The 13,514-nt window shown below is 36.4% G+C and carries 12 protein-coding genes; all 12 read right to left on the minus strand.

The annotated features are described in order from the left end of the window. Positions 1-26: 26 nt before the first annotated feature. The 12 genes from ACR42C_RS14780 to rfbA all read right to left on the minus strand — a co-directional run bounded on the left by ACR42C_RS14780 (position 27) and on the right by rfbA (position 13,470). Complete coding sequence (locus ACR42C_RS14780; RefSeq protein ID WP_320720782.1) at positions 27-1,457, minus strand: phosphomannomutase; 1,431 nt, start codon at positions 1,455-1,457, stop codon at positions 27-29. A gap of 7 nt (positions 1,458-1,464) precedes the next feature. Then, positions 1,465-2,886: a mannose-1-phosphate guanylyltransferase/mannose-6-phosphate isomerase gene (locus tag ACR42C_RS14785; RefSeq protein ID WP_479984268.1), complete on the minus strand. Its 1,422-nt coding sequence runs from the start codon at positions 2,884-2,886 to the stop codon at positions 1,465-1,467. A 14-nt stretch (positions 2,887-2,900) separates the two neighbouring features. Next, the gene (locus tag ACR42C_RS14790) at positions 2,901-4,058 is read right to left on the minus strand and encodes a glycosyltransferase family 4 protein (protein WP_316379427.1); all 1,158 of its coding nucleotides are present in this window, start codon (positions 4,056-4,058) and stop codon (positions 2,901-2,903) included. Beyond that, positions 4,045-5,055, minus strand: a complete 1,011-nt coding sequence (locus tag ACR42C_RS14795) for a glycosyltransferase family 4 protein (RefSeq protein WP_233002621.1) — start codon at positions 5,053-5,055, stop codon at positions 4,045-4,047. Before ACR42C_RS14795 ends, ACR42C_RS14790 begins: the two co-directional genes overlap by 14 nt. Then, complete coding sequence (locus tag ACR42C_RS14800) at positions 5,048-6,325, minus strand: O-antigen ligase family protein (protein WP_316379426.1); 1,278 nt, start codon at positions 6,323-6,325, stop codon at positions 5,048-5,050. Before ACR42C_RS14800 ends, ACR42C_RS14795 begins: the two co-directional genes overlap by 8 nt. A gap of 26 nt (positions 6,326-6,351) precedes the next feature. Continuing rightward, positions 6,352-7,395, minus strand: coding sequence for a glycosyltransferase family 2 protein (locus ACR42C_RS14805; RefSeq protein WP_233002620.1), 1,044 nt, complete (start codon positions 7,393-7,395; stop codon positions 6,352-6,354). A 1-nt stretch (position 7,396) separates the two neighbouring features. Further along, on the minus strand, positions 7,397-8,011 hold the full coding sequence (locus tag ACR42C_RS14810; RefSeq protein WP_316379425.1) for an acyltransferase: 615 nt from the start codon (positions 8,009-8,011) through the stop codon (positions 7,397-7,399). A 63-nt stretch (positions 8,012-8,074) separates the two neighbouring features. Then, complete coding sequence (locus ACR42C_RS14815) at positions 8,075-9,337, minus strand: glycosyltransferase (RefSeq protein WP_233002618.1); 1,263 nt, start codon at positions 9,335-9,337, stop codon at positions 8,075-8,077. Between the two features lie 16 nt (positions 9,338-9,353). Then, entirely contained in the window at positions 9,354-10,877 is a 1,524-nt protein-coding gene (locus tag ACR42C_RS14820; RefSeq protein ID WP_479984269.1) for a lipopolysaccharide biosynthesis protein, read from the minus strand. Between the two features lie 34 nt (positions 10,878-10,911). Further along, positions 10,912-12,036, minus strand: coding sequence for a dTDP-4-amino-4,6-dideoxygalactose transaminase (rffA, locus tag ACR42C_RS14825; RefSeq protein WP_233002616.1), 1,125 nt, complete (start codon positions 12,034-12,036; stop codon positions 10,912-10,914). A 10-nt stretch (positions 12,037-12,046) separates the two neighbouring features. Continuing rightward, positions 12,047-12,589, minus strand: coding sequence for a dTDP-4-dehydrorhamnose 3,5-epimerase (rfbC, locus tag ACR42C_RS14830; protein WP_233002615.1), 543 nt, complete (start codon positions 12,587-12,589; stop codon positions 12,047-12,049). A 2-nt stretch (positions 12,590-12,591) separates the two neighbouring features. Beyond that, entirely contained in the window at positions 12,592-13,470 is an 879-nt protein-coding gene (gene rfbA, locus ACR42C_RS14835; protein WP_233002614.1) for a glucose-1-phosphate thymidylyltransferase RfbA, read from the minus strand. Positions 13,471-13,514 lie beyond the last annotated feature (44 nt).

Raw genomic sequence — 13,514 nt, forward strand, 5'->3', positions numbered from 1 at the left:
CTTAAGGTCTACTATATTTAAAGATTTTACCCAACCTGCATTTCGATATTAGCAAGGACAGTTTCAACAAGTTTGTATGCTGCGTCTTGAGAGTCAGCCTCTGCATAACAACGTAACTCAGGAGCATTGCCTGAAGGGCGCAAATGTACAATACTATTATTGTCCAATGTAATTCGCAACCCATCAGTAATATCCGAGTTCAATATCTGACAATCATTTAATCCGATATACTCCATAAACTTAACGTGGTCTGATAGTCCTAAATTAATTAATGACACGCTTGTTAGAGAATCTACATTTTGTAATCTATTGGAATGGGTATAACGTGCTGGCAGTTGTGAAACAAGTTCACCAATACCATTATCTTTTGCTCTATAAAGTAGCATAATAGCAGGGAGGACTGCATCACGAGTTGGTAACGCTCTAAGCAAATGCTGGTTAATAAAGACATCACTGCCCAATAAAAAACCACCATTAGCTTCAAAACCTACAACACAATTATAATTTGCAGCTAGCTCCGCAAATGCAGCAATAACATAAGGAGAACCAATTTTGGTTCGCATCACATGCTTAAAGTAATTATGTGAAGAAATGATACTATTACAACTTACAGGAACCGCTACAGCATCCGCGGTTAATTCCAGTGAACATAATAAGCCTAAAACATCACCTCGCAACCAATTTCCATTTTCATCTGCGATAAGAGGTCTGTCACCATCTCCATCAGTAGAAAATATTGCATCTAGCTGTAATTCCTTTGCCCATTTTATTGCCTTACGACTATCATCTTCACTTACTGCTTCAGTATCAATAGGGACAAATTCATCACTTCTGGCTAAACTGATAACAGTAGCACCTAAAGCATTAAACAAAGGCTTATAAAGATCCCGGCCTGCACTTGAATGCTCATAAATGCCAATACGTTTATTTTTCAGAAATGGTGTTGAAAATAACGAGGTATATCGTGCAATATAATTTTCAGCGGCAAGCGAGGAAGTCAACAACTCTTCTGTCTTAATGTATCCGAATGAAGCTTCAGCTTGAACAATAGCATTTTCATCCTCTTTAGTAATTTCACCGTCAGGTCTATAAAACTTTAGGCCATTGCGATCAAACGGGATATGACTACCCGTGATCATGATCGCAGGCACATAATCTGACATAGATTGATAAGCCAAGGCTGGAGTAGGTACAACCCCATAGAATACAGTATCAATTCCTTTGTCCTTTAGCGCCGCGGCACAAGCCTGAGCCATTTGGTAGCTGCTTGGTCTATTATCAATTGCAAGTGCTATTGTATCGAACGAAAATTGTTGCTGCATTACGGTCAGGAATGAAACAGTAAAAGCAGCACAAACTTCAGGTGTAAAATCGCTAACAAGACCACGGGCACCGCTAGTTCCAAAAGCAATGCCTGAATTTTTGATAATATCTCGACTATTATAAACCAGGTTCATTTATCTCTCACTCTGAATATCCAAAACGCGTTTCCATGCGAATAATATCATCCTCGCCAAGGTAATTTCCTGACTGGATTTCGATAAGCTCTAACGGGATTACGCCAGCGTTTTCAAGTGCATGGACAGTATTAACGGGTATAAATGTTGATTCATTTTCTGAAACTAAAAAAGTCTTTTCGTCTTTTGTAACACGAGCGGTACCCGACACGACTATCCAGTGTTCTGCTCTATGCTTATGCAGTTGTGCGACAAATTTTTCACCCGGTTTAACATTTATACGTCTGACCAGGTAATTAACACCATTGTCAATTACAGTATATTTCCCCCACGGGCGAAACACTTCTAAATGATGTACATGCTCTTTTCTGTTATTATTTTTTAGATAATCAACAATTTTTTTAACATCTTGTACTGAATCTTTATTGGCGACCAATAAAGCATCAGAGGTCTGAACAATAACTAAATTATTTACACCAATTGTGCTAATAAAGGCGTTTTCGGAATATATGTAGTTACCTTCACTGCAGTGTGCAAACACATCTCCGTGCAAGACATTCTTTTGCTGATCTTTTTTTGATATATCCCATAATGAAGACCACGATCCTACATCTGACCAGCCGGCATCCATAGGTACAACCGCTGCATGCTGTGTATGTTCCATGACTGCATAGTCTATTGAATCACTTGGGCATGCAGTAAACGCCTCTTTATCGATACGAATAAAATCCAGATCCGGGTTGATATGTCCTACAGCTTTCTGGCAAGCATCATATATATCGGGTGATAGATGTTTTAATTCATTCAGATAACATTTTGCACTGAATAAAAACATTCCACTATTCCAGTAATATTGCCCTGATTCGATATAATCACGTGCGGTATCATAATCTGGTTTTTCAACAAATTCCGCTACAGCAAATGCATCGCCCCCAATTGCATCACCTCTACGAATATAGCCATAACCCGTTTCAGCATGTGTTGGGACTATACCGAACGTGACCAACTTACCGAGAGCAGCCAGAGATTCAGCATGGTTAATAGCTTCGATAAAGGCTTCCTCATCCTGGATGACGTGATCCGCAGCCAGAATCAGCAAGAGTGGATTTTCCACATCTGAATTTTGGAGAGCACAAAAGGCGGCAAGGGCAATAGCAGGCGCTGTATTACGCCCAACAGGCTCAAGAATAATATTATTAGCTAGTTTATCAAGTGCACGAAGTTGTTCAGCAACGAGGAAGCGATGTTTGTCGTTACAGATGACAACTGGATCACTAGCTAAAAGTGGAGACAGCCGTCTGATGGTATTTTGTAACATCGAATATTCCCCCTCTACAGTTAAAAACTGTTTCGGATGATGTTCACGCGAAAGTGGCCACAAGCGACTACCCGTCCCCCCAGCCATAATTACTGGTACTAATTTAGACATTTAATAAACCATTATTAACGTTTAATAATTTTCTCTGTAGTGAAAAGACTCCACTTTTCTTCTACAAAGTTTCTGAATTCCTGATCAAATCTTGCACGCGAAAATCTTTCAGCATTTTCTCTACATGCATTAGGTGTGAATAGTGATTGTGTCTTCTCAAACTCATCGATTGCATCATGCAATGAAGTAACTGTCTGTTGCTTAAAGAAGATACCTGTTGGATTTTCGATACCGACCGGTCGAACAGTTTCCAAAGCACCACCTTTGCCAAATGCAATGACAGGTGTCCCACAGGCCTGAGCTTCAACAGGAATTATTCCAAAATCTTCTTCTGCTGCAAACACAAACGCTTTCGCATTCTGCATATGTTCTTTTAAAACAGAAAATGGCTGGTATCCAAGCAAAGTTATATTATCTTTTACCTTGCTTTGTATTTTCTTCATTTCAGGTCCATCACCAATAACTATCAATTTCTTATCTGGCATTTGGCTGAAAGTTTCGACAATGAGATCAATACGCTTATACGGAACCATACGAGAGGCAGTAAAGTAATAATCCTGCTTTTCGTTATTTACTTCAAAATTTTCAACATCTACAGGTGGATATATTACAGAAGCTTCTCGTCCGTATACTTTTTTTATTCTACGTGCGATGTATTGTGAATTAGCAATAAAGTGATCAACTCCATGAGCTGTACGATAGTCCCAAATCCGTATTTTGTGAAGAAACCATTTAGCTAACCACCCTTTAACGCCAGTATTCAAACCAGACTCTCGCAGATATTGATGCTGTAAATCCCATGCATATCTAATTGGAGAGTGAACATAGCTAATATGTAGTTGATCTGGCCCAGTAATGACTCCTTTCGCAACAGAATGAGCACTACTAATGATAATATCTGCTTCAGAAACATCCAACTGTTCAATAGCTAAAGGCATCAATGGAAGGTATTTTTGATAGTATTTTTTAGCTTTTGGTAACTTTTGAATAAATGATGTCGTTGCATGTTTTCCCAGAAAATTCTTTCTTTGTTCTTCTGTTAAGAAATCAACAACTGAAAAAAGTTCAGCTTCAGGAAAAGCATGTAATATCGCTGATGAGACCTGTTCAGAACCCGCGTAACTTAATAACCATTCATGAACAAGAGATATTTTCGCCTCATTTAGTTTCATTGCATGCCTCTTTAAATGCCATTTCGATCTTATTTACAACGTTTTGCCAAGTAAACTTCTGGGCACGAATAAGGCCTTCAGAGATTAATTGCTCGCGTAGTATCGAATCATTAACTAATTTTGTAATGCCATCTGCAATAGCCTCTACCGAAGTAGGTTCTACCAGTATAGCAGCGTTTCCTGCGACCTCTGGCAAGGATGAAGTAGTTGAAGTTAATACGGGGATACCGCAAGCCATAGCCTCAACTACTGGTAATCCAAATCCTTCATATAATGAAGGGAAAACTAACCCTTTCGAGCCTTTATATAATGATGGTAAGTCTTGGTCGGAAATAAACCCCAAAAAATTAACACGCTCACCTAACCCACACTCCATTATTAATTTTTCTAAATTATCGCTTGGATTCCCTGAAAAAACGAGCTTAATAGAAGGGTTAATTTCAGCTTTAGCAAAAGCAGAAATTATACGGTGCTCATTCTTATGAGTTTTTCTATTTCCAATGCATAATAGATATTCATATCCAAGTTCCATTGGTCGGACATCAATATTAAACTCCTCAGAAACGCCATTAAATACAGTTATAATTTTATTCGGCTCAACACCTGACCACTTTGCTATTCTTTCTTTAGAAAATTCAGAAACCGTGAAAATTTTATAGGCTTTATGACATCCACGCTTAATAAAATAATTATAAAATAATTTTTTAAAAAAAGAAGAGTTATCATCTATATCGAGATGATTTAAATCATGAATTGTCACAATATACCTTTTTGAGGAGAATAAAGGAGGTATATAGCCAGGAAGAAAAACCAGATCGGCTTTTTTAAGTAAGGCAATATTAATTGCCAAACCCAAGGGAGCTATAGGAGAAGCACATTTTTTATATATTTTTTTGAGTGATATATCTGGGAGTCTTCTAGCGATCTCATCAGTAAAACGCCCAATTCCTCCCATGTTAGACCAACTAACATCCATAAATATTTTTTTATTATTCATTAGTATTCAACCTGTTGTTGGTTAGGTTAAGAAAAGGTATTAATGCAAGAACCGACCAATAAAAAATTGAAAAAGTTGATGATGAAGGTGCAGAACTTAACGCTGCACTTATAAAGAAAGCGACTCCAAGCAAAAAATAGATTCTTAGATGAGTATAGTTTCGATGTGAACAATATTTTTTATCCAAAAAAACCGAAGAATAAAATTGGCTTGCCATATAGAGCATATTTATAAATAAACCAACAATTCCAGTTTCGAGTGCCATCCAGAAAAAATAGTTATCAGTATTCAGTCTATTATCTTTTTCTGAAAGCATATTCCCAGAACCTTGTGTGCCTAAGCCTATACCTGATGGATGCTCTGAAAGATAACTCAATGAATTTATCGCCATATCTATTCGTCCCTGTGTCGATCCGCGAGAACTCTGCGAGGAGTCTGTAAACCTACCCACTAAGGTATCAATATAATTGTCAAAGATATTTGTGGATACGACCAGAATAGGTATAAAGATGACAAATAACGTAATACCGCTTAGTAGCATCTTTCGATTTGAAATAATGTAAAAAGCATAGATGATAACCGCAACGAGGATAGCCCCTCTAGTTAGGGTCATACAGATTGCAGTAAAAATAACCAAGCTAACAATTAGCATCCATACCCTTTTATATCCTTGGGAAAAACACTCCATACATAACAAGATACCTAGCGCCAACATATATCCGAAATTCAGTGCATCGCTAAAGCCACCTGTGGCCCGAATCATTCCATCATAGCTGTTAATAAGATTTAATTGATCACCAGCATAATGCTCATCATAACCCAGCAATTTAACTAACTCACCTTTCATTAACACATCGATAATCGATATGACGGCAACAGCAGACATTAAAAGGATAATATAGACAACAATTTTTTTAACATTTAACGATTCTGGGTACGATACATTCAATATTGCTAAAGAGATGAAGACTGCAGGAAATAAAATATAACTTCTCGCCCCCATTATTGCTTGTACTTTGTCAGATGAAAAAATAGTCAATGCTGCAACCCATGAAATTAATGCTATCCATACAAAGATGGTAAAAATCAGTGATACAGGGGATTTTTTTCTATCAATGACAAAACGCATAAGTACTGATAATACAAACAGTGCGTTCAACACATCTCTAAGGATGGCACCTGGAGGAAATGGCAAGATTCCGACCATCCATGAACTGATGTATGGAGAAAATAAATTAATACATAAGATCGCAGCAAAGAATATATTCATATAACTACTATTTTAATTTTGTAAGGTTAAATACCGAGACGCGGTGTGCCGCCATTTTTACTACGAATGTATTTAATTAATGCATCATAGCCTCTCCGTTTCAAGATATACCCCAAAAAGGCATGTATATAGAAAAACTTTTCATTTGAGAATCCGATTTTACGGAAGCTATTTATCATTTTTAAATAGACTAAGAATGGTAGATTAAGCTGATCGCGAATATAAGGATAGAAATAGTTGGCCAAGTCCTTTTTAATCCCTTCATAAACCCCATCTATTTTTGTTGCATCTTCGATATGTTTTGCAATGAGGAGAAGTCCCTCAACCATATGTATTCGCCCCTCAGGTTTATAACCCCCCGGGGTGAAAATGCCTTTTTCTGTTCCTGCATTCCCAAAATCTGGAGCCTCTGTATCTCGGGATAAAGTAATAACATCGCTGAAATAATAACCCTGTCCTTCAGCCATGAGCATTCCAGCAAGGTACATTTGATAATACAAACGGCCATCAAATTTATCACAAGATAATTTATTTGCTTTTTCAGCGTTAACAATAAAACCGGAAATTACACCAACTCTTCGGAAGAAAAATTTAATGGCCTCAGCACCAGGTTGGAATAATGTATCTTGTGTTAAATGACGGACGGTATCACATAATTCATTCGGGTTTTCCTTAAACCAGCCATAAGCGCGAGTAGCCAATACGATTTCAGGATTAGCTTTCAAGACACTAACGATTTTTGATAATGCTCCTTCAGCCAGAAGATCGTCATTCCCCATAATCATACAATATTTACCAGTAGCAGAACTTATGCAATTTTTTAAGTTTTTATCATAACCCAGATTATCTTTATTTAAATTAAGATATAAGTTTGTTCTATTGTTTTTTATTTTATATTCTTCAACAATATGAGCTATTTGATCTCTTTGTGGAGACTTATCTTCACAAAGAATCACCTCAAAGTCTGTGTTATTAATAGCATAATCTTGGTTATATATGCTATCCAATAAAGGCTCTAAAAACTCTGCACGATTATATGACGGTATACAGATACTGATAAAAACATTCATGTTAAAATACCTTAAGAACTTTAGCGGGGATCCCACCAATTAAACTTGGTTTACTAACTTTCAATCCTTTAACGACTGAATTAGCAGCAATCACACTGCCATCCGATATTTCACTTCCTGCCAAAATAACGGCATTATCACCAATCCAACAACAATTCCCGATTTTTACAGCTGCTGCATCTCCTAAAATCTTTGTGGCAGGAGGAGCATATTCATAATAATCTTTTTTATAACTTCCATGGCTGTGATCTCCAATATATACTTTACTCCCAATAAGTATATCATCGCCAAGAGTTATTTCATCAGCGCATGAAATATGAACATTATCACTTAGGCATAATCGTTTGCCAATATTCATTCGTGGATTTAGACATTGCTCACCGTAATAATAAACAGACTCTATCCAACAATTGTCGCCGATTCGCCCATCTATCCATCTGGTGTCACCATCTTTATTCTTATTATAAGGCTTAATATTGAGTTTAAAGTTTTTCCCAACCGTTTTAAATTTATGCCCAGTGATCATATTAAAACAAAGCGCATTTAATTTTCTTTTACACTTCGATGCAAGAAAAATAAGGCTAATCAATTTTAGACGTAATTTATAACCAATCATATACTAACCTTATTTGATTAACTTTTTTCTCTTTAAAATTCATTGCACTTAAATGGATCGTTTTTAATTTAATGTGCCTGTTAGCAATGACTCAATTGCTTTTACTTGTGATAATGATGAGCATTTATTTTGAGCTACCTTTCTGCTGGAATTTTTCATTACTGCTAATTCAGTAACAGATATTTTTAAAAAATTAACTATAGCATCCGCCAGTGCATTAGCACTAATGTTGTCAGCAAGAAAACCATTTTCCCCGTTAATTATAAGATCTTCGGCCACACCAATCTTAAATGAAATAACAGGTGTGCCGGACATTAAAGCTTCGTTTATCATCATCGGTCCTGCATCCTCAACGGAGGAACAAATGAACCCATCAGCAATGTTATATAGATATGGATATTTAGTCTTATCATGGATAAAATCAATATTGACTAATGATATATCTTCTATAATCATATTTTTAGACTGGGCACCAACAGTTAAAATAGTTACATTTTGCAAAAGTTCTGGATAAGTTTTTTTAATATATTCTAGCGATTGCAGAACATACTTAACGCCTTTTCTTGGATCATTTAATGACTGAGCTCCTAAAAAAATAACCCGATTTTTTTCCGGAATGCTAATGCCAAGATTCTTACTTGCTATGTTTGCCGGCCGTGGAGTAAAAATAGTTTCATCAATGCCAATTAGCGCTTTTTTCATTCCATGCCTGGCTTTTATTGCACTCATCGAACAGCGCTCATCTAGCCATTTACTTGCAGATAAGTAAAAACAGTCCATTTCTGAATAATATTTTTTTCTGTTTTTGAGCACACGCTGTGGCATTTTTACAAGTTTAGGATACAGCATTGCAGGACAATTTTTACATTCACTTTTAAAGCCTTCACATTGCCACGGATAATGGCAACCACCAGTGATCATCCCTGCATCCATAAGGTAGAAAGCGATTGGACATTGATAATATCTTTGTATCTCGTGCAAGTCCTTATCAGAGAGAAAATCAGCGACATAGTATACAATTATCAAATCAGGCTTTTGTGTGTATTTCTTAAATATGTCATTAACGCTGAATGTTGTATTATATATTAGATAGGTTTTATCTTCATTTATATCACGATTAACAACCAAGCGGCGAAGTAATTTATTTATGAAACTAAATACCTTTCTTTTAGTTTGTGATAGTTCGATAACATCAGGGTCATTTGATGTTTTATCTAATACACACATTATAGAGTCATGATTATATTTTTTAAGGTTTGTATGTGTGCGATAAGCGCCATAGAATGCGCCTTTGCTATCACCTGTCGACAAATGTAAGATTTTCATTTTCCATCTCACTGATTTAAATATTAATATTTTTTAAACTAACTTTTGCTATCGCTTGAAAAATAAAATTACGCAGAACCAATACCCCAACGGACAAAACAACAAAGTTAATTAGCGGAGACCCAAATATGTAAGCATATTTAAAATCAGAAAATAAAGAGAAACGCTTTATACTCTCAAAAATAAGCGTTGACAATAATAATATAAAGAAAGTTAGAAGGGTCAATGTTATCACAAAAGAGCCCATTTCTTTGTGAAGACAATAACCACCCCATATAAGAAGAAATAGAACGGTATGAATTAGATAGAAAATACTAGACCAGTGTGGACCAAAATACTTAGCGATAATTATTGTCAATGGGATTGTTAATGCAGAATAACTAGCATATGCATAAAAATGATATTTTAATTTTCCTATAGAGTATAAGAGAATGAATATAAAATTCATTATGCCGGCAAAAAAAGTAGCTGACACGAGCCATTTAGCATAAAGATTTACGGTAATGCCTAACTCATCATTTTTAAGCCACAAGGCAATCAGTTCATTACCAAACACATTCATATACGGAACTAATGGTGCAAGAAGAAGAACATATGCGATAGAACTATAGCTGAACAACGATATGAATTGTTTTTCGTTTTTTTCTTTTATTAACGCACTCAATCGTGGCAATAAAATTTGTGACAAGGGGATAACCAGAGTTAAGATTACCGCACTAAGCTGGCCACCGATTTGGTATTGTGTGTAATTTGTTAATGTTGTATATGTCGATAAAGCTATCTTATCAACTTGACTTGCTATAACCCATATCATTGATAAGCCAGAAAGTTGTAGAGAAAACTTTATTACTTTTCCAAATGAAAGATCATCGTCTTCACACAGGCTATTATCATTGTCTTTTTCTTCCAGTTGCTTATTATGTTTGCGCATAACATAGTAAACACAATAAGCCGTAACGATGACGTCTACAACAGATAAAGCCAGCAATACTTTAAAGAAAGCAGCTAATGAATTGGAGTAATAGGCAAGAACAATATAACCGCCACCATAAAAACAAGTTGTATAGACCATTCCCCATAGGGCTATGAGATCTTGCCTTTCCATTCCATTTATGAAACTTTGTAAATAAGATCGCAAATATAATAGAGCTAAAATTATACCTATCAATTTTATGCAAAGTAGTGTTTCGTTGTCAGATAAAGTTGTTTTCAACCAATCATTTACTATAAATAGTGAGAAATAGTTAAAAATAAATGCAACTATGCAAGCAATAAACACAAAGCCACAAAAGACTCTCAAAAATAAACTAATTACTTTAGCGAAACTTACGAGTTGATACTTATTTGTCGCTATTAATTTCACAAATGTTCCACTGATACCTGCATCTAAAAGCCCCATAAGTGTTATAAGCATAGTAAAGAATGAAACTATTCCATATCGCTCCGTGCCTAACAAACCTATAATCATAGGTACTAACAATAACGGAAATGCAGCGCGATATAATTGAGATGCATATAGTATAGATATTTTTTTGAACATACCAACTCACAAAGTATCAACTCGTCTTTTCTTTCTATCGGAAGAAATCAGTTATATTGGAGCATATATAATCAACTTGTTCTAAAGTTAATTCATAAAATAAGGGAAGGCGCAGCAAGTTGTCAGTGAACGAATCGCTATTTTTTAAGTTTACATCTTCGTTAGAAGATAAATAAAAATCACTTTTATTTAATGATAAATAATGGAAAACAGCATGTATACCATTATCCTTTAAATGTTTAATCAAATCAGTACGAACGTTGATATTGCTGCATACGATATAAAACATATGAGCATTGTTAGTGGCATACTCAGGAACCACAGGTAGGTTTATAAGTCCTAGCTGTGCAAGTGGTGTTAATCTTTCTTGATAACGTTGCCAAAGCTCTTTACGTTTGTTCTGAATATCATCCATATTTTCGAGTTGTGCATATAAATAAGCAGCGTTGATATCAGAAGGGAGAAATGAAGAACCAATATCAACCCAGCCATATTTATTAACTTCACCTCTGAAAAACGAAGATCTGTTAGTCCCCTTTTCACGAATTATCTCGGCTCGTTTAACATATTTGTCATCATTAATAACAAGCATGCCGCCTTCACCAGAAATTATATTTTTTGTTTCATGAAACGAAAATGTTCCAAATGCTCCTATGCTTCCCAGTGGGCGTTCCTTATAATATGAGTCAATCGCCTGAGCAGCATCTTCGACAATAGGAATGTTATATTGCTTAGATATAGCCAATATTTCATCCATATCACATGCAATTCCAGCATAATGAACTACTACTATCGCTTTTGTTTGTGGTGTAATTAAAGCACGTATTGAGGCTGGATCAACATTTGGATTGTTATTATAGCTATCAGCAAATACAACTTTTGCTCCTCTTAATGCGAAAGCGTTAACCGTCGATACAAACGTATAGGAAGGTGCAATTACTTCATCTCCTGGTTTAATGTCTAGCAATATTGCTGCCATTTCAAGTGCGTCAGTACAAGAAGTAGTAAGTAATACTTTTTTAAAATTGTATTTTTTTTCAAAGAACTCGTGGCATTTCTTAGTAAATTTTCCGTCCCCTGAAATCTTTCCTTCTTTTGCAGCTTGTGCAATATAAACTAATTCATCCCCATGTAAATAGGGCTTATTGAATGGGATCATTTTTTTTCCTTTATTTTAAATCTGCAAAACTGCCAGCTTTCATATCTTTGACAGAAAGTATTATTTCATTTTCGTCTAAAGGCCACTCGATATTTAACGTAGGATCGTTCCACGCAATACTTCTTTCTGCTGTGGGTTCATAATAGTCAGTAGTTTTATATAAAAACTCTGCATTATCGCTTAATACGGCAAAACCGTGTGCGAAACCTTCAGGAATCCATAACTGTCGTTTGTTTTCTGCAGATAATATAGCGCCAACCCACTTACCATAAGTTTCGGAATCCGGCCGGATATCTACTGCAACATCAAAAACTTCACCTATAATGCAACGTACCAATTTTCCCTGCTCATGAGGCCCATTCTGATAATGTAATCCACGCAATACTCCTCGTTTTGATCTGGAATGATTATCCTGAACAAACGTAAGGGTGCGACCGACACAGGCCTCAAGTTTCGTATGATTGTAGCTTTCATAAAAAAAGCCTCTGTCATCACTAAACACTTTTGGCTCAATCAACAATACGTCAGGAATATTTGTTTTGATAACATTCATTGCTAGTAGCCTTTAATCATTTTGTACAAATATTGCCCATAAGCATTCTTTGATAGCGGAACAGCTAATTTTTTAACTTGCTCAGCATTTATAAATCCTTTGCGGTACGCAATTTCTTCTGGGCAAGAAACTTTAAGGCCTTGACGCTCCTCAATAGTGGCAATGAAGTTACTGGCTTCAATCAAACTCTGATGCGTCCCCGTGTCCAGCCAGGCATAACCGCGTCCCATCATAGCAACAGACAAACGCCCCTGCTCCATATAAATTCGATTGATATCAGTAATTTCAAGCTCGCCACGAGCGGAAGGCTTCAGGTTTTTAGCCAGCTCTACGACATCGTTATCATAGAAATATAAGCCGGTGACCGCATAATTACTTTTCGGTTCTAGCGGTTTTTCTTCAAGGCTGATGGCAGTTCCATTCTTGTCAAATTCAACGACACCGTAACGTTCAGGATCGTTAACATGGTATGCGAATACGGTCGCACCACTCTCTCGATTGACCGCCGTTTCCATTAATTTAGGCAGATCATGTCCGTAAAAAATATTATCGCCGAGTACCAACGCGCAATCATCATTTCCGATAAAGTCTTCACCGATGATAAATGCCTGGGCTAAACCATCCGGCGAAGGCTGAACCTTATAACGTAGATTTAAACCCCATTGGCTGCCATCACCCAGTAATTGCTCAAAACGAGGTGTATCCTGCGGAGTGCTAATGATCAAAATATCACGAATACCCGCTAACATTAGCGTTGAGAGCGGGTAATAGATCATTGGTTTGTCATATATGGGCAATAATTGCTTGCTAACAGCCATGGTCACTGGATATAAACGGGTACCAGAACCACCAGCTAAAATAATGCCTTTCCGGGTTTTCATTTCATTATCTCTTTATACGCAAAAGTACCCACTGACGGGCACTA

Source organism: Enterobacter sp. MG-EB028 (genome assembly GCF_056673305.1).

Bases quoted from the DNA above. Each gene is read 5' to 3' on its own strand.
- rfbC (WP_233002615.1), bottom strand. From the start codon at position 12,589: ATGAATGTTATCAAAACAAATATTCCTGACGTATTGTTGATTGAGCCA.
- ACR42C_RS14780 (WP_320720782.1), bottom strand. From the start codon at position 1,457: ATGAACCTGGTTTATAATAGTCGAGATATTATCAAAAATTCAGGCATT.
- ACR42C_RS14820 (WP_479984269.1), bottom strand. From the start codon at position 10,877: ATGTTCAAAAAAATATCTATACTATATGCATCTCAATTATATCGCGCT.
- ACR42C_RS14815 (WP_233002618.1), bottom strand. From the start codon at position 9,337: ATGAAAATCTTACATTTGTCGACAGGTGATAGCAAAGGCGCATTCTAT.
- rfbA (WP_233002614.1), bottom strand. From the start codon at position 13,470: ATGAAAACCCGGAAAGGCATTATTTTAGCTGGTGGTTCTGGTACCCGT.
- ACR42C_RS14810 (WP_316379425.1), bottom strand. From the start codon at position 8,011: ATGATTGGTTATAAATTACGTCTAAAATTGATTAGCCTTATTTTTCTT.
- ACR42C_RS14790 (WP_316379427.1), bottom strand. From the start codon at position 4,058: ATGAAACTAAATGAGGCGAAAATATCTCTTGTTCATGAATGGTTATTA.
- ACR42C_RS14800 (WP_316379426.1), bottom strand. From the start codon at position 6,325: ATGAATATATTCTTTGCTGCGATCTTATGTATTAATTTATTTTCTCCA.
- ACR42C_RS14795 (WP_233002621.1), bottom strand. From the start codon at position 5,055: ATGAATAATAAAAAAATATTTATGGATGTTAGTTGGTCTAACATGGGA.
- ACR42C_RS14805 (WP_233002620.1), bottom strand. From the start codon at position 7,395: ATGAATGTTTTTATCAGTATCTGTATACCGTCATATAATCGTGCAGAG.
- ACR42C_RS14785 (WP_479984268.1), bottom strand. From the start codon at position 2,886: ATGTCTAAATTAGTACCAGTAATTATGGCTGGGGGGACGGGTAGTCGC.
- rffA (WP_233002616.1), bottom strand. From the start codon at position 12,036: ATGATCCCATTCAATAAGCCCTATTTACATGGGGATGAATTAGTTTAT.